16 protein-coding genes and 1 pseudogene are annotated in these 19,537 nt (G+C 71.1%); 4 read left to right on the forward strand and 13 right to left on the reverse strand.

What is annotated here, in order from left to right:
* From A3G1_RS0118180 to A3G1_RS0118190, 3 genes are read right to left on the reverse strand one after another with little or no spacing between them, the layout of a single operon-like run.
* On the reverse strand, positions 1-990 hold the full coding sequence (locus A3G1_RS0118180; protein ID WP_018350907.1) for an acetamidase/formamidase family protein: 990 nt from the start codon (positions 988-990) through the stop codon (positions 1-3).
* Complete coding sequence (locus A3G1_RS0118185; protein WP_018350908.1) at positions 987-2,360, reverse strand: APC family permease; 1,374 nt, start codon at positions 2,358-2,360, stop codon at positions 987-989. The genes A3G1_RS0118180 and A3G1_RS0118185 overlap by 4 nt, the downstream gene beginning before the upstream one ends.
* 39 nt (positions 2,361-2,399) lie before the next feature.
* Positions 2,400-3,497: a substrate-binding domain-containing protein gene (locus tag A3G1_RS0118190; RefSeq protein WP_026212260.1), complete on the reverse strand. Its 1,098-nt coding sequence runs from the start codon at positions 3,495-3,497 to the stop codon at positions 2,400-2,402.
* 45 nt (positions 3,498-3,542) lie between these two features.
* Between A3G1_RS0118190 and A3G1_RS0118195 the strand changes: the two genes are divergently transcribed.
* The 4 genes from A3G1_RS0118195 (at position 3,543) to A3G1_RS0118210 (ending at position 8,976) form a co-directional block, all read left to right on the forward strand.
* Positions 3,543-3,971: a MarR family winged helix-turn-helix transcriptional regulator gene (locus A3G1_RS0118195; RefSeq protein WP_026212261.1), complete on the forward strand. Its 429-nt coding sequence runs from the start codon at positions 3,543-3,545 to the stop codon at positions 3,969-3,971.
* Between the two features lie 222 nt (positions 3,972-4,193).
* Positions 4,194-5,219, forward strand: a complete 1,026-nt coding sequence (locus A3G1_RS0118200) for an AAA family ATPase (protein WP_018350911.1) — start codon at positions 4,194-4,196, stop codon at positions 5,217-5,219.
* Between the two features lie 2 nt (positions 5,220-5,221).
* Positions 5,222-6,523: a DUF58 domain-containing protein gene (locus A3G1_RS0118205; RefSeq protein ID WP_018350912.1), complete on the forward strand. Its 1,302-nt coding sequence runs from the start codon at positions 5,222-5,224 to the stop codon at positions 6,521-6,523.
* Positions 6,520-8,976, forward strand: a complete 2,457-nt coding sequence (locus tag A3G1_RS0118210) for a transglutaminase TgpA family protein (RefSeq protein ID WP_018350913.1) — start codon at positions 6,520-6,522, stop codon at positions 8,974-8,976. The genes A3G1_RS0118205 and A3G1_RS0118210 overlap by 4 nt, the downstream gene beginning before the upstream one ends.
* A gap of 280 nt (positions 8,977-9,256) precedes the next feature.
* Here the strand turns inward: A3G1_RS0118210 and A3G1_RS0118215 are convergent, their stop codons facing one another.
* The 10 genes and pseudogenes from A3G1_RS0118215 to A3G1_RS0118265 all read right to left on the reverse strand — a co-directional run bounded on the left by A3G1_RS0118215 (position 9,257) and on the right by A3G1_RS0118265 (position 19,490).
* Entirely contained in the window at positions 9,257-9,637 is a 381-nt protein-coding gene (locus tag A3G1_RS0118215; protein WP_018350914.1) for a DUF3040 domain-containing protein, read from the reverse strand.
* 397 nt (positions 9,638-10,034) lie between these two features.
* The gene (locus A3G1_RS0118220) at positions 10,035-11,297 is read right to left on the reverse strand and encodes a DNA polymerase IV (RefSeq protein ID WP_018350915.1); all 1,263 of its coding nucleotides are present in this window, start codon (positions 11,295-11,297) and stop codon (positions 10,035-10,037) included.
* Between the two features lie 9 nt (positions 11,298-11,306).
* Entirely contained in the window at positions 11,307-12,428 is a 1,122-nt protein-coding gene (locus A3G1_RS0118225; RefSeq protein ID WP_018350916.1) for an alkaline phosphatase family protein, read from the reverse strand.
* 185 nt (positions 12,429-12,613) lie between these two features.
* On the reverse strand, positions 12,614-13,348 hold the full coding sequence (locus tag A3G1_RS41165) for a class I SAM-dependent methyltransferase (protein ID WP_018350917.1): 735 nt from the start codon (positions 13,346-13,348) through the stop codon (positions 12,614-12,616).
* A 123-nt stretch (positions 13,349-13,471) separates the two neighbouring features.
* A pseudogene (locus tag A3G1_RS41170) lies at positions 13,472-13,987 on the reverse strand (murein hydrolase activator EnvC family protein); the annotation flags it as partial.
* Between the two features lie 70 nt (positions 13,988-14,057).
* Positions 14,058-15,221 (reverse strand): aminotransferase class V-fold PLP-dependent enzyme, encoded by a 1,164-nt coding sequence (locus A3G1_RS0118245; RefSeq protein ID WP_018350920.1) that lies wholly within the window; start codon positions 15,219-15,221, stop codon positions 14,058-14,060.
* 80 nt (positions 15,222-15,301) lie between these two features.
* A complete protein-coding gene (locus tag A3G1_RS0118250; protein ID WP_026212263.1) occupies positions 15,302-16,303 on the reverse strand; it encodes a tyrosine recombinase XerC in 1,002 nt (333 codons plus the stop codon).
* 120 nt (positions 16,304-16,423) lie between these two features.
* Positions 16,424-17,632 (reverse strand): DNA-processing protein DprA, encoded by a 1,209-nt coding sequence (dprA, locus tag A3G1_RS0118255; protein WP_018350922.1) that lies wholly within the window; start codon positions 17,630-17,632, stop codon positions 16,424-16,426.
* Positions 17,629-19,137, reverse strand: coding sequence for a YifB family Mg chelatase-like AAA ATPase (locus tag A3G1_RS0118260; protein WP_018350923.1), 1,509 nt, complete (start codon positions 19,135-19,137; stop codon positions 17,629-17,631). Before A3G1_RS0118260 ends, dprA begins: the two co-directional genes overlap by 4 nt.
* Positions 19,137-19,490 carry a YraN family protein gene (locus A3G1_RS0118265; protein WP_018350924.1) on the reverse strand — a complete coding sequence of 118 codons (354 nt, stop codon included), beginning with the start codon at positions 19,488-19,490 and terminating at the stop codon, positions 19,137-19,139. The genes A3G1_RS0118260 and A3G1_RS0118265 overlap by 1 nt, the downstream gene beginning before the upstream one ends.
* Positions 19,491-19,537: the final 47 nt, after the last annotated feature.

Here is a 19,537-nt window from a genome sequence, read left to right on the forward strand (position 1 = left end):
TCACAGGCTCCTGGCGAGAGCGCGGAGCCTGGCGTGGGTGCCCTCGTACGGCGTGCCGCCGAGCAGGTAGCGCTTCGGCAGCTTGGCGACCATCGTGTACGCGGGATCGCACACGTTCCCGACGGGAGCCTCCCCGGCCTGGCTGACGAGCTGGTACGCGTCGAGGGCGTCGAGCCCGGTCAGGCCGCAGGCCCAGGTGACCAGGTCGTGCTGGCTGAGCCGGTAGGCGTCCTCCAGCGGGCGGGCCGAGCCGGTCGACATGATCGCGTCGTCGGTCTCCAGCCTCGGCCACGGCGTCGTGTACCCCTTGACCAGGTCCACGATCACCACGGTGTTCATGGCCGACTCGACGGCCGTCCCGCACACCTCGCCGTGGCCCTGCCGGGCGTGCCCGTCGCCGAGGGAGAACATGGCACCCGGCACGTTCACGCCGAAGTACGCGGTCACGCCGGCCCGGAGTTCCGGGCTGTCCATGTTGCCGCCGTGCGCGCCAGGCGTGATGGTCATCCGGGCCTCGCTGGCGGCCGGGGCCACGCCGGCCGTGCCGTGCATCGGGTCGAGGGGAAGCTCCACTGTGTACTCGGAGTTCCGCGCGCTGTACACGACGACACCGCGCGCCAGGTCCAGGTCGTAGACCCAGACGCGTTCCTCCAGGGCGGGCTGGAGGGTCGCGAAGCCGGTCAGCGCCCCGAAGTGCGGGAACGTCGTCGACACCGCCCGGTCCCGCGCCGGGGTGATCGACACGAAGTGCACGGCCAGCGTGTCACCGGGCTCGGCGCCCTCGACGTGGAAGGGGCCGGTGACCGGGTTCAGGTACGGGAACTGGCACACCTGGGACGGCAGGTCGCCGAAGCCGAGCACCCTGCCGCCGAAGCAGTCCTCCGTGTAGACGGCCAGGGCGTCGCCGGGCCGGACCCGGGCGACGGGCGGCCTGCCGCCGAAGGTGTACGCGTAGTCTTCCGGCTGCGGCCGGTACGTGATCAGGTTCAAGAGCCCATCCCGGAGAGCTTCGGCTTGCGTCCCGTCAGGTACAGGATGACGAGGATAACCACCCCGGCCCCCAGCCACGCCAGTCCCGCGCGGATCGCCGACAGGTCGGCGTGGAACACGATCGCGGCGAGGATGCCGAAGCCGATCAGCGGGAGTACCAGGTGGCGCAGGTAGTCGCGGCTGCGGTTGCGGAGCACGTGGTGCCAGATCACCGAGATGTGCAGGACTCCGAAGGCGATCAGCGCGCCGAAGTTGATGAGCGAGCTGAGCAGCGGGATGCCGTCGGCCCGGCTGTTGACGTACAGGCCGAGGGCCAGTGACAGGGCGGAGACGAGGAAGACGGCGTTGGCCGGCACGCCCCGCCGCACGCTGATCTTCGCGAGGAAGCGGGGCAGCTGCCGGTCACGGGCCATCGCGTAGATCAGCCGGGACGTGGCGACCTGCGCGACGAGCGAGTCGGCGAAGCCCCAGGCGATCGCGGTGGTCACGGCGGTGAGTACTGCCAGCCAGTGGCCGCCGGCCACCTCCGCCGCGTCGTAGAAGGCCGTGCCTGCCGGGTCGCCGTCCTTGATCAGGGCCGCCGGGTCCTTCACGAACATCGAAGCCACCCAGGTCTGCACGATGAACAGCAGGCCCGCGAGGCCGAGTGCCGCGATCATCGACCGGCCGAGCTGGCGTTCCTCCTCCTTGTTCTCCTCCGCGAGCATCGCGATGCCGTCGAAGCCCAGGAAGGACAGCGCGGCGACCGAGACCGCGCCGAGGATCAGGGACCAGGAGAACTGGTCGCCGTTGTAGAGGACGGTCATCGCCTTGCCGGTGCCCTTGCCGGCCAGCAGGCCGCCGATGCCCACCGCCAGGAAGATCGCGAGGACGATCAGCTCACCGGCCAGCAGTACCTTGGTGACGGTCGCGGTGAGCTTGATGCCGAGCAGGTTGACGGCGGTGTTGACCACGACGAAGCCGACCAGCCACAGCCAGATCGGCACGGCGGGGATCGTGGAGTGCATGGCGACCGAGGCGATCAGGTACAGCAGGCCCGGGATCATCAGGTAGTCGAGCAGGATGGCCCAGCCCGCCAGGAAACCGACCGGCGGCGCGATGCCCCGGCCGGCGTAGCTGTACACGGACCCGGCGACCGGGAACGCCCGCGACATCTGCACATAGGACAGTGCCGTGAACATCATCGCGACGGCACCGATGGCGTAGGCGAGCGCCACCATGCCGCCCGAACGCTGGTACACGCCGCCGAAGATGCCGAACGGCGCGATCGGGACCATGAAGATCAGGCCGTAGAACAGCAGGTCCGTGAACGTGAGCGAGCGGCGTAGTTCCTGGGTGTACCCGAACCGCTCCAGCGAGGGGGATGCCATTGGCGCACAGTAGCCCCAAAGCTTTCTGCAGAAAAGATTTCACGAGAAAGTTTTAACGATCTCAAAGAACAGGCCATCCGCCCTGGCCAGGTATGTTGCTTGCCGCACGTGCCTGTCCACGAGAGTCAGAACTCCCCGGCCACCAGCAGCACTCACCCCGTCCGACACCGGGTCGATGTCCGCCGCGTGCAGGCTGCCGGCATTGTTCACCAGCGCGGCCAGCAACTGGAAACCCCCGTAGCAGCCCTCAGCGTGGCCGCCGGGAACAGGAGCATGAAAACCAAACTCTTTCTCGTACCTGGCGGAAAAGGCCGATTCCCGGCCGGCGAAATAACCGAGGCTCGCGTACAGCTCTCCCGAGTCGTCGCCCCCGCAGCCGAGCAGCCCGTTCTCCTCCAGCGCGGCGGCGAACCGGGTCACCCGGCCGGCCAGCCCGCTGGCCGCGAACGCCCGGTTGAAGGTGACGAGGTCCGCGCCGATCAGGGTGAGCAGCACGATGTCGGCCCCCGACCTGGCGATCACGTCGACCAGCGGCTGCGGGTCGTCCAGCCCGCGCGGGACACACCGCTCGGCGACCACGTCCCCGCCGGCCGAGCGCACGTACGCGCGGGCGGCGGCGTGGAGCTTGCGGGGCCAGACATAGTCGTTGCCCACCATCGCCCAGCGGGTGCGCCGGCGGCGTACAAAATAATGAATTTGAGGTCTTAATTGGTTTTCCGGGGTTTCACCGAGCAGATAGAGGCCCGGGGACGTCTCGCCGCCCTCGTATGGTGGCGTGTAGACGTAGGGCAGTGAGCGGGGCACGGCCTGCGCGAGGGCCACCCTGACGTCGCTGGCATGTGTGCCGACCAGGGCATGGATCGCTCCGGCCCCGGCGAGGTCCCTGACGTCGGACACCACCTCCGCCGGGCTGCGTCCGCTGTCGACCAGCACCAGCTCCACCGGCCGGCCGAGCAGGCCAGGGCCGGCGTTGATCTCGGCCGCGGCGAGCCTCGCGCAGTTCAGGGCGGCCGGGCCGACCATGCCGAGCGTGCCGGACAGGGGCACGGCGAAGCCGACCCGCAGAGCCTCCCCAGGTTCCGGCGCGAGCACTTTCGCTTCCAGCAGGTCGCTGATCACGGTCACATCGCCGGGCATCGGCCGAGTATCGTCCTGTGCAGACGGTCGGGGAAGGGGCAGCGGATGCCAGTGAAACTGGAAGCGCACCTCGCCTACCTGCTGAGTGCCGCCGAACGCGCGATGCATCGCGACCTCACCGAACATCTCGGCGCAAACGGGCTGAACGTCGAACAATGGCGGATACTCAGCGCTCTCGCCGAAAACCCCGGGCAGCCGATGGGCGACCTGGCAGCGGCGGTGCTCATGCCGCACCCCACCGTGACGAAAGCCGTCGACCGGCTGGTCGACGCGGCCCTCGTCTACCGGCGACACGATCCGGCGGATCGTCGCAAAGTCGTCGTTTACCTCTCCGAGCGAGGGGCAGAATTACAGGACAGAGGCGCTGCGGCTGCGCGGGGGCAGCAGCGTGCGGTCCAGCGGGCACTGGGGGCCGGCCGGGCCGAACGGCTGATGCAGGACCTCGCCGATCTGGTCAGGATGATGGAGTCATGATCCGGTGTCACGATCGAGTCATGATCCAGTAAAGTCACCTGTCCTGTTCCTGGACGGTAATAAAACCGTTGCCGCGCGGGGACGGGACACCACCGTTGATCTGAGAAAATTCCTCCCAGCTGACCAAACCCCCGGGCCAGCTGCCCAAGGCTTTCCCGGGCGACACATCCTTCGGCCAACACGAGATCCCTCCGGCCAACAAAGTGAATGAGGAGGCCACTGGTGACCACCCCGCGCACCGCCGAGGAGTACGGCGCACAGCTCGGCACGGCAGGCACGGCGCTGAGCACCGACGAGCTCTTGCGGGCGACGTCCGCGATCGTCGCCAACATCGAGCAGGTCATCGAGGGGAAGACGGCCATCGTCCGGCTCGCCCTCGCCGTGCTGCTCGCCGAGGGCCACCTCCTCATCGAGGACGTACCGGGCGTCGGCAAGACCAAGCTCGCCAAGGCGCTGGCCAAGTCGATCGACTGCTCGGTCCGCCGGATCCAGTTCACCCCCGACCTGCTGCCCAGCGACGTCACCGGGGTCAGCGTCTACAACCAGGAGACGCACGACTTCGAGTTCAAGCCGGGCGCGGTCTTCGCGAACCTGGTCGTCGGCGACGAGATCAACCGGGCCTCGCCGAAGACCCAGTCCGCGCTGCTGGAGTGCATGGAGGAACGGCAGGTCACCGTCGACGGCCACACCTACCACCTCCAGACGCCGTTCATGGTGATCGCGACGCAGAACCCGATCGAGATGGAGGGCACGTACCCGCTGCCCGAGGCCCAGCGCGACCGGTTCACCGCCCGGATCGCGATGGGGTACCCGGCGGCGGGCGCCGAGCTGGCCATGCTCGACCACCACGGCGCGCACGACCCGCTCGACGACCTGTCGGCCGTGGCCGACGCCGACCTGATCCGCGACCTGATCGTCACCTGCCGGCAGGTACACGTCGCCGACAGCATCAAGCAGTACGCGGTCAACCTGGTCACCGCGACCCGTGAGGCCTCCGACCTCCGCCTCGGCGCCAGCCCCCGGTCGACCCTCCAGCTCCTGCGCACCGCGCGGGCGGTCGCGGCGCTCGAAGGCCGCGACTTCGTCCTCCCCGACGACCTCCAGGCGCTCGCCGTGCCGGTCCTCGCCCACCGGCTGATCCCCACCGCCGAGGCCCAGCTCGCCCGGCGCACCACCGACGCCATCGTCGCGGACCTGCTGCACAAGCTGCCGCTGCCCGCCGACCCGCGCGACAACCGGAGGCGATAACCGTGCGCGAGGCACTGAGCGGCCTCACCACCCGCGGCAGGTCCTTCCTCGCCGCGGCGGGCGCGGCCGGCTTGTCCGCCATCCTCCTCGGCGAGAAGGACCTGCTCCGGATCGCCCTGCTCCTGGCGGCCGTGCCACTGCTGGCCGCGCTCTACGTGTCACGGACCAAGTACCGGCTGGCGTGCAGCCGGGTGCTCGACCCCCGCCGGGCCTCCGTCGGGGCCAGCGCCCGGGTCGTGCTCCGGCTCCAGAACATGTCCCGCATCCCGACCGGCACGATGCTGCTGGAGGACCGGCTGCCCTACGCCCTCGGGTCGCGGCCACGGCTCGTCCTCGAACGGCTCGGCGCGCACCAGACGTCGACCGTGGCGTACACGGTGCGGGCGGACGTGCGTGGCCGGTACGAGGTCGGGCCGCTGGTGGTCCGGCTGACCGACCCGTTCGGGCTGTGCGAGCTGACCCGCTCCTTCCCCTCCACCGACAACCTGACGGTCATCCCGCAGGTCACCGCACTGCCCGAGATCAAGCTCGCCGGGGAGTACGCCGGGTCGGGCGAGAGCCGTGCCCGGTCGGTGGCCGTGCACGGCGAGGACGACACGGCGACCCGCGAGTACCGGCACGGCGACGACCTGCGCCGGGTGCACTGGCGCTCCACAGCCCGGGTCGGCGAGCTCATGGTCCGCCGCGAGGAGCAGCCCTGGGAGTCGAAGGCGACCATCGTCCTCGACACCCGCGGGACGGCCCACCGCGGCGAGGGCCCGGCCTCCAGCTTCGAGTGGTCGGTGTCCGCAGCGGCCAGCATCGCGCTGCACCTGCGCCGCGAGGGCTACAAGCTGCGGATGGTCACCGACACCGGAGCCGACATCGACGCCACCGAAGGCGACGGCGAAGGCGCGCTCCTGGACTACCTGGCCGAGGTCAAGCTGGCCACCCGCCCCGACCTCAGCCGCCTCATGGAACGGATCCGGCGCCGCTCGGACGGCGGCCTGATCATCGCCGTCCTCGGCCTGGTCACCCCGGAGGAGGCCGAGCAGCTGGCCGGGCTGCGCCGCACCGGCTCGACCTGTGTGGCGCTCCTGCTCGACAGCACGTCCTGGCTCCAGCTGCCGCCCAGCCAGCGCGAGGCGGCCCAGCGAGCCCACGAGGCCTCCGCGCTCGCCCTGCTGCGGGCCGGCTGGCGGGTCGTGGGTGCCGGGCACGGCGCCAGGCTCCCCGCCCTCTGGCCGCAGGCCGCCCGCAGCAACCAGGGCTTCGCGTACCGGGCGGCGATGGCCGAGACCGTCTCGACGGGAGTGCAGTCATGAGCCAGCGCAGGCATGTCGCGATCATCGCCGCGGTGGCGAGCCTGCTGGCCATCGCCCCGCTGACCACGGTCTTCGAGAGCTGGGGCTGGCTGGTCACCCTGTCGGTGATCGTGATCGTGCTCATCTCCGGTGCCGCGGTCACCGCGCGGGCGCTGCGCGCCCCGTCCTGGGCGCAGCCGCTGATCACCCTGGGCGTGCTGCTGCTCTTCCTCACGTCGCGGTTCAGCGGCGGGCACGCCATCGCGGGGATCATCCCCACCGGCGGGGTCTTCGGGCACTTCAACGAGCTGCTGACCCGGGCGGGCAACGACATCCAGGAAGTGGGCGTGCCTGCGCCCAGCCGCGAGGCCCTCCAGTTCCTCACCCTGCTCGGGGTGGGCGTGGTGGCCTGCCTGGTCGACCTGTTCGCCGTGACGCTGCGGCGGCCTGCCCTCGCCGGGCTGCCGATGCTGGCGATCTACTCGGTGCCGGTGGCCGTGATCGACACGGGTGTGCCGATCGTGCCGTTCGTGCTCGGGGCCGGCGGATACCTGTGGCTGCTGGTCGCGGACAACACCGACCGGGTGCGCCGCTGGGGCCGCCGGTTCAGCGGCGACGGCAAGGACATCGACGCCTGGGAACCCTCGCCGATGGCGGCAGCCGGGCGCAGGCTGGGCCTGGCCGGGCTGGCGATCGCGGTGGCGATCCCGCTGCTGATCCCGGGGCTCAGCTCGGGCTTCCTCGACAAGTTCGGCGTGATCAACGGCGGGGACGGCCCCGGAGGCTCCGGCTCCGGCCGCAGCGGCAACTCCACGGTGGTCAACCCGATCACGCAGCTCAAAGGCTCGCTGATGCGCGACAGGAAGATCCCGATGGCCCGGGTGACCAGCGGCGACGACGGCTCAGCCACGTACCTGCGGCTGGCTGTCGCCGACAAGGTGACCCAGGCCGGATTCGAGCCCAGCTCGGCCAGCAGCGGATCGGTGAAGCCGCTCAACGCCATCCCGGACCCCGGGCTCGGCCTGCCTGCCGACGTGAAGCGCAAGGACCGGACTGCGACCATCGAGATCCTCGAACTCGAGGCCCGCTACCTGCCGGTGTTCGCCCGGCCGAAGGCCGTCACGCTCGACACGAAGAAGACCAAGGGCAAGTGGGAGTACGACACCCGGACCAGCGCCATCTTCACGAACTCCGGGAACATACGCAGCGGCAAGTACACCGTGGCCTACTCCGACCTGACCTTCCCCAGTGACGGGCTCCGCAAGGCACCGAGCCTGTCCCCCGACGACGAGAACATGCGGCTCTACTCGAGCGTCCCGGCGAACAGCTACGTCGCGAACGAGGTCGCCAGGCTCACGTCGGGGCAGAACACCCAGTACGACAAGGTCATGGCGATCTTCAACTACTTCGCCAAGGACAACGGGTTCGACTACACGCTGTCCACCAAGGAAGGCACCTCGGGCAGCGACATCGAGAACTTCCTGAAGAACAAGAAGGGCTACTGCGAGCAGTACGCCTCCTCGATGGCGTGGATGGTCCGGCAGGCCAAGTTCCCGGCCCGGGTCGCCACCGGCTTCACCGTCGGCGACTCGGACCCGCTGGACCCGTCGAACAGCAAGAAGCGCATCGTCTCGAACTTCAACCTGCACGCCTGGGTCGAGGTGTACTTCGCCGGCTACGGCTGGGTGGTGTTCGACCCGACCCCGAGCAGCAACGTCACCGGCTCCATCGTCTACCCGTGGGCCCCGGACCCGAACAAGCCGTCCACCTCGCCCGGCACCGGCCAGGAGAACCAGGCCGACCCCGACGAGGAGACCGACCCGAACAAGGGCCCCAAGGAGAAGGGCGAGGACATCAGCACCGCCCCGATCCCGGCACCGTCCGGACCGGAGGCCAAGCCGGCCCAGTGGCCCTGGTACGCCCTCGGCACGCTGGCCGTCCTCCTGGTCCTGCTGGTCCCGGCAGCCGCCCGTGCGCTCCGGCGGCGGCAGCGGCTCAGCACCCGGGCAGGCGCGGCTGGTGACCTGGCCGTCGCCAGGGAACGAGCACACGCAGCCTGGGCCGAATTCCTCGACCTGCTGGCCGACTACAAGGTCAGCGGAGAGACGAACGAGACCCCGAGGGCACTGGCGGCCCGGCTCACCGGCCACCGGGTCGGCGACCGGAGCTTCGCCGGGCTGCTCACCGGCCCGGCCGCCGACGGGGCCGCGCTGATCGCGACCGCCGAGGAACGGGCACGCTACGCCCGCAGCCCGATCACACCCGAGGGGCTGGAGGAGGCCGTGGCCGCCGTCCAGGCCGGGCTGCGAGCAGGCGCCGGGCGCAGCACGAAACTCGCCGCCACGCTGTTCCCGCCCTCCACTGTGGAGGGCTGGCGGCTGGGGCTGGCCTCGGCCGGCTACGCCATCCTCGAACGGGGCGGGCGGTTCCAGCGGCGGTTCGCGCCGAGCAGGCTGCTGCGCAGAGCGGGATAGCGGCAGTTTCTGGGCTCTAGTGGTGATGGCTCCCTCCGGCCAGGTGGGAGCCATCACTGTTCCCGGCTTCGAGTGAGGCCGGAACAACACACTTGTACCACGGCGAGGGCATGAGTGGGGTGCTGGCGGCAGGGTGCCGGGGGCCCGGGTGTGGCTGCGGTCGGGTCAGGCTGAGGCCGGAGGCCGGCGCTGATCGGGGCCGGGGCGTGTCAGGGCAAGGTGAAGGCCCGGCGGGCGGAGACGGGGGTACTCCGCGCCCGGGCCTGATCAGGATCGGTGACTAGTGGTCGTCCATCCGCCGCCGCCAGCGCTCTTCGAGCCGGTCGACGATGGAGGACCGTCGCTGGCGAGTCCGGCGGCTCGCCTGCCCGCCGACCGCGCGCAACTCGGGCCGATGCGCCCTGCGCTGCGACTGCAGTCCGAAGGCCGCTGCGCCCAGCATCACCACGAAACCGGCGACACCCAGCAGCGTCAGGTTGCTCACAGTTCCAAAAATCAGCAACGCGAGCCCGACGACCAAGAGCCCGCCCGCGGCCACCAGACGACGCCGGCTGCGGTAGCCGGGATCGCTGGCGCGCACCGCCGAGGCGAATTTGGGGTCATCGGCGAGCGACCGCTCGATCTCCTCGAACAGTCGCTGCTCATGCTCGGAGAGCGGCACGGCACTCCTCCCCGGTCGTCGAGCCGACCCGGGGCGGGTCGGCGGACCGCGCAGCCGATCGGCTGCTTAGTGGCCAGTCTACGAGGGGTCCATCGAGTCGGAAAGCATGATGTTGGCCAGAGATTCGCTCAGCCGGCCTTCAGCTTCCCAACCCGGGGTGTAACGGACCTTAACCCGGTGTCACCCCTCTATCCTGCCACCTTCCGGGCGGTAGCGGGCAGCCGATCGGCGGGTGAGAGTTCACAACCTTTCAGCCCCAGGGTCACGTTGCCCGGATCATCCCTGGTCAAGGCTTTGATACGTGGCCAGGAACGAATTTCTGCCTGCGGCGGATGCGTTCCCGGGATGGCTGGGCCCTCGCCGGGGAGGCGCGCGGGACGGTGCCGGGCGGCCCGGATCAGGCGGAGGATGCGGCGGTGCCGGGGTCCTCACGAGGACGCAGCAGGCTGGCGGGGCGGATGGCCGCGGAGCCGAAGCGGGCCGTGACGGCGTCGGCGGCCTGGTCGGCCTCGCGCCAGCCGTGCTCCGGCTCGCCGAGCGTGAGCTGCCGAGGAGTACCGGCGGCCTCGACCAGGCTCTCGATCCGGACCCCGATCAGGCGGACGGGGCGGGCGCCCTGAGTCGCGCGCAGCGTCTCGTACAGCCCCCAGACCGTCTCGAAGACCTCCCGGGTCACGTCGGTGGCCACGGCCAGCGTCCGCGAACGGCTGACGGTCGTGAAGTCGTCGTACCGCACCTTGAGCGCGACGGTGCGGCCGGTCAGAGCTGCCGAGCGCAGCCGCCGGGTGGACTGCTGTGCCAGGCCGAGCAGCGCCCGTCGGAGCTGGTCAGGATCGGTGACGTCCACGTCGAACGTCGTCTCGGCGCCGATCGACTTCTCCGCGGCGCGCGTCGTGACCCGGCGCTCGTCGCGGCCCCAGGACAGCTCGTGGACGTGCCGGCCCGCCGCCTCGCCGAGCGCTGAGCGCAGGGAGGCCGGCGGGGCGTTGGCGACATCCCTGACCAGGGTCAGGCCGAGCCGCCTCAGGACCTCGGCAGTCCGCTCCCCCACACCCCACAGCGCCCCGACGGGAAGCGGGTGCAGGAAGTCGAGCATGAGGGCCCTGGGGACGATGAGCAGGCCGTCGGGCTTGGCCCGCGTCGAGGCCAGCTTGGCGAGGAACTTGTTCTGCGCGACGCCGACGGAACAGGTCAGGCCCAGCTCGCCCGCGACCCGGGCCCGGAGCCGCTGAGCGATGGCGCCCGGCGAGCCGAACAGGCGGACCGCGCCGGAAACGTCCAGGAACGCCTCGTCGACCGACAGCTGCTCGACGAGCGGGGTCACGTCACGGAACATCGCCATGACCAGCTTCGACACCGCCGAATACTCCGTGAAGTCCGGCGGGAGATACACACCCTGCGGGCAGGCGCGGCGGGCACGGGCCATCGGCATGGCGCTGCGGACCCCGAACGTGCGGGCCTCGTAGCTGGCGGCGCTGACGACGCCACGCGGGCCGAGGCCGCCGACGATCACGGGGCGGCCGCGGAGCTCCGGGCGGCGGCGCAGCTCGACGGACGCGTAGAAGGCGTCCATGTCGACGTGCAGGATCGGGCAGCCCGCATCGTCGGCGCCCGGCCCGAAGCGGGCGTCGCGCTCACGGGGGACGGGCTGACGGCTCACGGGAGCAAGCTACCTGGCGGGTACGACAATCAGCGGGATGCCGGTCTCGGCGGGGCTGATGGCACCGTGGTACCCGACGAGCATGGCCTCGAGCGGCTCCGTCGTGGCGCAGACGACGGCCTGAGCCCCCTGGCACACCACGACGAGGTCACCGATGCGCGGCAGGTGCGCCGGAGCCACCTCGCCGTACCAGCCGGTGTCCACGGCTTCCTCACGGGTGAGGATCAGCGGCTCGGGGCCGAGAACGGCGCGCCAGGCAGCGGCGACGTCAGCGGTCGCGCCGGGTGTGGTGTGGACGTACCGGACGCGGGCCTCGCCGGTCAGGACGCGGACCCCGGACCGCAGGCCGGGAATCGCGTCGAAGTCGACCTTGCCGGACTCCGGGATGTCGACCATGCCGTGGTCGGCGGTGACGATCAGCGCCGTGCCGGCCGGAAGCTCGGTGGCCAGCCGGTTGAGCAGCTCGTCGACGGCGGCGACCTCGGCCAGCCACTGCGGGGAGCCGATCCCGAACCGGTGCCCGGCCGCGTCGACCGCCGGGTGGTACCCGTAGACGAGGTCGGCGTCGCTGGACAGGATCTGGTCGGCGAGGGTGTCGAGCGAGGCACCGTGGTACGGCGCGCCCCGGTACGCCGAGCGGGTGAGGCCGCTGCCCTCGTACGCGGCGGGGGCGAAGACGGCTGTCCGGAGGCCCGCCAGCTCGAACTGGGTACTGAGTGGCTGCCAGAGAGCCGGGTCGGGCTCGTCCATCCACTGGATGTGCGTGAGGACCTGGTCGGAGCCGGGCACGTTGACCCGGAAGCCGACGATGCCGTGCGCGCCGGGCAGGGCACCCGTGCCGAAGCTGACCAGGCTGGTGGGCGTGGTGGACGGGAAACCGCACCGGATCTCGTCGACGCGGCCCAGGCGGCCGGCCAGGATGTCGCCGACGGTGGGGGCGGCGGGCCCGGCCTGCCGCAGCAGGTGGTACCCGAAGCCGTCGATGAGCAGGACGACAGCACGGCGGGCACCGGCCAGGCCGATCGGGTCGGTGCGGCCGGTGAGGGCGGAGAGCGTACCGGGCAGGACTTCCGCGAGGCTGCCGATCCGGGGGCCGGCGGGTGGCCCGCTGCTGGTGACGGCTTCTGGCATGGGTTCCTCGCGCTGGGTGGTGGGGCGGCGGCGTCCTTGCTGGTGGGTGTGGTGTGTCTTCTGGAGTGGCCGCTGGGGGGGTGCCGGTTGGGGTTGTCGGCCGGGGCGGTGGTGCCCTTTCCGGCCCGGGTGCCGGCCGGGCGGGTGCTGGTGGCCTTGTCAGGTGGGGTGGCCGGTGGGGGTGGTCAGGATTTGCGGGCCAGGAAGTGGAGCTGGGTGGCGATGTCGCGGTACGGGGGGACGGCTGCGGTAGCGAGCTCGAAGCGGAGCAGCGCGTCGTAGGCACCCGGCTCCGAGTCGAGGAGCGCGCCGGGGACCAGGTCGGTGGCGACCCGGACGCCGTGAAGCTGCTCGACGGCGAGCCCGGCCGCGGAGAGCAGGCTGGAGGCCGAGTCAGCGTCGAACCTGCGCAGCAGCGTGTCCTTCGGGCCGGAACGGCCGCCGGGGTCGGTGAACGTCGCCAGGGCGGCCGGCAGCTGGCCAGCGATCGCCCGGGCCAGCGCGGCCGCCGCCCGGTTGGCGACGAGCACGCTGGCGGCCCCGCCGGGACGCAGCGCGTCGGCCAGGTCGCTGACGACAGCCTCCGGGTCGTCGACGAACTCCAGGACGCTGTGGCAGAGGATCAGGTCGACGCCGCCGTCCGGCACGAGATCCGCGAGCCGGTCAGCGTCGCCCTGCACACCGGTGATCCGCTCGGCGACACCAGCTTCGGCTGCCCGGCGGGTGAGCGCGGCCAGGGCGTCGGGGCTGGCGTCCACCACCGTCACCGAGTGCCCGGCCTCGGCCAGCGGAACCGCGAAACCGCCCGTCCCGCCGCCGACGTCGACGATGGTCAGCTTCTCGCCCCCGCGGCGCTCCAGCTCGGCGCGCAGGACCGCCCAGACAACGGCGGTACGCGGGGCAGCGTGGGTACGCTCCACGGCTCTTTCTCCGTTCGTCGACGTCAACGTATGGAGCCTAACTGTCTGGGCGGACGCCGTGGTTGCGGCGGGGAGCGGTTGGGCCGAGGGAACGGTGGTGTGGGTGGCTGTGAGGCGGGTGGGTGGGAGCAGGCGGACTCGGGCGCGGTTCAGGAGGGCCAGTGGGTCGAGGTACGTGCGGCCGCGTCTGAGGCCCCAGTGCAGGCATGCGGGAGCCGGGCAGCCTTCGTGGCCGGGATCGAGGGTGCCGATCGGGTCTCCGGTGCTGAGCTGCTGACCTGCCGAGACGGTGGTGGTGACGGGCTGGTACGTGGTGAGCAGGCCGTTGGGGTGGGCGATGCTGACGACTCCGGTACCGGCGACTGTCCCGGCGAAGTGGACGGTGCCCGGGCCAGCCGCGCGGACCTGCTGGCCAGGCGAGCCTCCGAGATCCACTCCACGGTGGCCCGGTAGCCAGGGCTTGGGCGGAGGGTCGAACCTGCGGTGAATCCGGGGACTGCCGTCGAGGGGCCAGCCGAAGCGCCCGGGAGGAGGTGGGGGCGCCTCGGCTCGTACAAAGTGAAGGGTTTCGGGGTTTGGGGGTTGGGCTGGTTGAAGGAGGAGGGTGGTGGTGAGGAGGAGGGGGAGGAGTTTGGGCATGAGCGCAGGATGCGCCTGTGAGGGGTGGAGGTTGGTTCCCTTGTGGACAGCGCGTGGGGGTGTGGAAAACTCAGAGGGCTGTGAGCTGCTTGTTCAGCGTTTCCGCGCACCGGGCGTACTCGCCGGGGTGGTTGTAGACCTGGGCGGAGATGCGGACGAAGGCCTGGTCCCGCCAGTAGTTCATCGCTAGTTCGAGCTTGGCTTCCTCTGCCACCTTGTCGCGGAACCTCGTGAGGTCCCCCGCGCTGGTGAACATGCCGGCGGGCAACGGGAGGAGGCGCATGGCGATCGGGGTTGAGGCTGGCGGGCCGGCGGGCAAGTTCAGGGCTTCGGCGATGATGCGCTGGCCATAGGCGGCGAGGGCGGCGTTGTGTGCCCTGACCTGGTCGGCGCCGAGCTGGTTGAGGACGGCGATTCCAGCCGGAGCTGCCAGCCAGCCGGTGTAGTCGGCGGTCGCCTGCCATTCGACGGAGCCCGGGAAACCCGCGTTGTCCTCCCAGGACACGACCACGGGCCGGATCTGGTCACGCCAGCGGGGCTTGATGACGAGCGCCGCGGTGCCGCGAGGGGCATAGGCCCATTTGTGCAGGTTACCCAGCCAGAAATCGGCGCCGAGGGCCGTCACGTCCACGGGCAGCATGCCCGGGGCGTGGGCGGCGTCGACCATGACTGGCACCCCTGCTTCGCCCATGGCCGCGACGATCCGCTCGACGGGCATCACCTTGGCGGTTGGTGAGGTGATGTGGTCGACCATGAGGAGCCGGGTGCGAGGAGTGACGGCCGACTGCAGAGCCGCCACTATCTCGTCATCTGTGGCGTCCAGGTCGATCGGCACGGTGACGACCTCAGCACCGGAACGAGCACATGCCCTGGTCAGACCCCAGACCACCGTGCCGTACGCATGATCGGTGACGATGACTTGATCGTCGTTCGTGAGGGGAACTGACTCGGCGACGATCTGCGCGGCGGTGGTGGCGTTCGGGACGAGGGCGGTGAGAGCCGGGTCCGCACCGAGGAAACCGGCGATCGCATGCCGGGCGTCCGCGACGAGACCGTGGATCTCGCGTGCGAAGAAGCGCATCGGGTTCGCTTCCATCCGCTCCCGGAACTCGCGCTGTACGGCCTGGACGGGCAGCGGCACCGTGCCGTACGAGCCGTGGTTCAGGTGAGCGACCGACGGATCGATCGAGAACAGTTCGCGGGCACTGGGCAGGGGCTGCGGAGGCAGGATCATGGAACTTGATCCTATGCGGGGGCTGGGATGGCGGGTGGCAGGCGGGTCCTGGTCCCTGCCGTTGGCAGAGCCACGAGCAGTCAGGCTCGGGGGTGGGCCTGCTGGAAGGCCGAGCGGAGGCGTTCGACGGAGACGTGGGTGTAGACCTGCGTTGAGGCCAGGGAAGCGTGCCCCAGCAGTTCCTGTACCGAGCGGAGGTCCGCGCCGCCTTCCAGAAGGTGGGTGGCGGTGGCGTGCCTCAGGTCGTGAGGCGACTGGTGCGGGAGGCCCCGGTCGGCTGCCGCCCTGTTCACGATGCGGCGAGCGCTGGAGGGGTTGAGACGGCGGCCTTTGTCTCCCAGAAGGAGGGCATGACCGGATGCTTGCCCGGTTGTGGTCGCGGTCTGCGGGCGGGGGCTTTGCTGCGCTGCCTGGAGGAGGGCCGGGCGGGCGTGGGTCAGGTACGCGGTGAGGGCGCGGTCAGCGGGGACGCCATAAGGGACGGTGCGCTCCTTCGCTCCCTTGCCGAAAACCCGGAGGACGCGGCGCTCGCGGTCGACGTCGTCCAGGTCTAGGCCGCAGAGTTCGCTGACCCGGATGCCTGAGGCGTAGAGCAGTTCCAGGACCAGGTGGTCTCGGAGGGTGGTGGGTGGGAGGCCGTCGGGTAGGGCCGGGGCCGGGGTGGTGGGTTGCGGGGTGACCAGGTGGGTGACCTGGTCGGGGCGTAGGACCGTGGGGAGGGTGCGCTGCGGTTTGGGGCTGGCCAGGAGCTGGCCGGGGTCGGTGGGTAGCAGGCCCAGGCGGTGCGCCCACGAGCAGAAGACCCGGGCCGCGGCGGCCCGCCTGGCGATACTCGACCGGGCTGCGCCGTTCTCGCGGAGAGCTGCGAGCCAGGCTCGGAGGATCCGGATGTCCAGTGTGGAGATGTCTGTGACGTCCATAGACGCCGCTTGCGTGAGAAGCGAGACGACATCGGCGGTGTAGGCGCGGACGGTGTGCACGGAGCGGTTTCGCTCGGCGGCGAGGAAGCGGGCGAACTCGTCCACGCAGTCCCGGAGGGGAGGCGGGAGGAGCTGGTGCTGGCGCTCCACTCGGGGGTTCATTCCTTGAGGTTAGTGGGGGTGGGGGGTGGAGGGGCGGGTTGAGGCTGATCTCCGCGGGGCCTTTGGGGCCCTCCCCCACCCCCTCCCCTCCCTCCCCCTCTGCGTTCCTAGCTCATTTCGTCACGCGGGTTTGCCCGGCGGGCGGGTACGCCGGGGAGCCCTCCGGGTGCGTAACCTGCCCGGCGGGTCCTCTGTGACAAGCTGCCGTGCGATCAGGCTTGGCAGGTTCCGGCGTGCCTCGGCTGGTGAGATCCCCGCGCTGGCCGCGACCTCCTCCAGGCTTCTCGACCGGGTTAGGGGTATCGAATCCAGCAGGCGGGCAGCAGCCGGTTCAAGCCCGTCGCGTTCGTTACCCGGCCCGCGTGGCGGCATCGCGAGATACTCACCGATCCGCCCAGCCTCTTCGAGAACCTGTTCCGCACTGGTCACCAGCCGGGCATTGCAGTCACGGATCTCGCTGTGCGTACCAGCGCTCATCAGCGAGTTCGCCGGCCCGGGGCAAGCCATCACCGGCCGTCCGAGTTGCCGTGCCCGGCGGGCGGTACTGCGCGCCCCACTACGCGCCGCCGCCTCCACGAGAACGGTGCCCCGGCTGAGCGCCGCGATGAGCCGGTTGCGTACGAGGAACCTGGTCCGGTGCGGCGTGGCTCCCGGCGGCCACTCGGTGATCAGCAGCCCCTCTTCGGCGACCTGGTCGAAGAGGCTCGCGTGGCCGAGTGGGTAGATGGTGTCGATCCCGCAGGCCAGGACCACCGCGGTCAGCCCGCCAGCGGTCAGCGCCCCGCGGTGCGCAGCCGCGTCGATCCCGTACGCGCCGCCGGACACGACAGCCCATTCCCGCCGTGCGAGGTCGTAGCCGAGCTCTGTGGCGAGCCGCGTGCCGTAGTTGCTGGCCGCTCGGGAGCCGACGATGGCTATGGATCGGTCCAGTGCTTCGGCGACCGGGTGCCGTCCTCGTACCCAGAGGCAGATTGGCGGCTGGCTGTCGCGTTCCGCTGACGAGGTCCGCGCCAGATCGTCCACACTGGACGGCCAGTCCGCGTCCTCCGGGGTGATGAGCCGGGCTCCTAGTCGTTCCGCCGCTTCGATGGCTGTCGTGGCCACCTCTTCGGGTTCGCGGCCGCCGAGCCGGGCTCTGGCCGCTGCGCCGAGGGCGGCGAGCTGGGCAGGGGCGCCGGAGGACCGGGCTTCGGGCGGCGCGGTCAGCAGCATGTCGAGTGCCTGTTCCGGGCCTGCCGTTGCCAGGAGCTGGCCGAGCAGCGTGTTGCCTGGTTCGATCAGGCAGGCCAGCGCGACGCGGGCGAGCCGGGTGTTCGCGGGGGTGTTCATGGCGCGTTCCTCATTCTCAGGTGGATGGCTTCGGCGATGTCTTCGCGGTCCGGGGAGGGCCGGCCCGCCAGGTCGGCGATGGTCCAGGCGACGCGGAGCACCCGGTCGTAGCCGCGCGCCGACAGCAGGCCGAGGTCGAGGTGCCGGGTGAGGTCGGCTGTGACGGGCAGCGGGAGCCGCCAGGGCTGGGCCCGGAGCGCCCGGCCTGGTACTTCACTGTTGGTCCGCCAGCCCCATTCCAGCCATCTGGCCTGCGCGGCGGCACGGGCCTTGGCTGCCCGGGCAGCGACCTCGGCCGAGCTGTCGGGTACTGACTCGGACAGCAGGTCGGCAGCCGCGACAGGTTCAAGGGTGAGCTGGATGTCGACCCGGTCGAGCAGCGGCCCGGACAGCCTGCCGAGGAACCTGCGGCGTGCCAGCGAACTGCACTCACACGCCCTCGGCCCGGCAGCGCACCCGCAGGGGTTGGCGGCGATGACGAGCTGTGGCCTGGCCGGGTACTCGATGGTCCCCTGAACCCTCAGCAGCTGGACCCGGCCCGACTCCAGCGGCTGCCGTAACGCTTCGAGCGCGCCGCTCTGGAACAGCGGGGCCTCGTCGAGGAAGAGCACTCCCCGGTGCGCCAGGGTGACCGCTCCCGGCCGGGCAAGCCCGCTGCCACCTCCGACCAGCGCCGCCGGGCTGCTCGTGTGGTGGGGCGCCTGGTACGGCGGGCGGCGGATGAGGCCGGCTTCCGGCAGCAGGCCGGCGATGGAGTGCACGGCCGTGACTTCGAGCGCTGAGGCGTCGTCGAGTTCGGGGAGGAGCCCCGGCATGCACTCGGCCAGCAGGGTCTTCCCGGCTCCGGGTGGCCCGATCATGGCCAGGTTGTGCCCGCCTGCCGCCGCGATCTCCAGGCCCCACCGGGCCGTCTCCTGTCCGGCCACTGTGGCCAGGTCACCCGCTGGCGGGGCTGGGCTGTCACCGGCCGGTTCCGCCGCCGGCAGCCGCGTACCTTCCCTGAAGTGGGACAGCAGGCCCCCGAGGGTGCTGGCCGGGGAAACCGCGATGCCGGGCACGAGAGCCGCCTCCCTGGCATTGCCCGCCGGGACGATGGCCCGTGCGATGCCGGCCCTGGCCGCGGCGAGGACCGCAGGCAGCACTCCTGGCACCGGGCGGATCTGGCCGTCGAGGCCCAGCTCGCCGATCAGCAGGATGCCGTCGACCGCGTGGGCCGGCAACGACTCGTCGGCGCTGAGCAGCGCGATCGCGATCGGCAGGTCGAACCCTGAGCCGAACTTCGGCAGCGAGGCCGGAAGCAGGTTGACCGTGGCACGGTGCCGTGGCCACAGCTCCCCGGAGTTCAGGACGGCGGCGCGCACCCTGTCCCTGGCCTGTTGCAGGGCCGCGTCGGGAAGACCGGTCAGCAGCAGGCCTGGCAGCCCGCTGGTGACGTCGGCCTCCACCTCGACCAGCCGGCCCTCCGCGCCCTGGAGCGCTGCCGCTGTGACTCGCGCGTACCCCATCAGAACGCCCCGCGCAGGTACTCGACCTTCGCCGGCCCCCGCCGCTGTGGCCAGACGCTCAGCACGTCGAACCGGACAGCACCCGGCTCCGGCCTGCCGTCGAGCCATCGGCTGGCGAGGCTGCGGAGCTGGTCCTGTTTCCGCAGGGTGATGGCTTCCGCCGGGTGCCCGTACCCGGCGCCGCGCCGGGTCTTCACCTCACAGATGACGAGAACGTCCCCGTCGGCCGCGATGATGTCCAGCTCGCCGTAGCGGCGCCGCCAGTTGCGGGCCACGATCCGCATGCCCGCCTCGGCCAGGTAGCGGGCCGCGACGCGCTCGCCGTACCGCCCGACTCCGTTTCTCGCCCCCACGTGTTCCTCCTCCGCTGGCGGGTCGTGGGGTTACTGTGCGGGGCGGG

It is taken from the genome of Longispora albida DSM 44784, assembly GCF_000379825.1.
Lineage (GTDB): Bacteria > Actinomycetota > Actinomycetes > Mycobacteriales > Micromonosporaceae > Longispora > Longispora albida.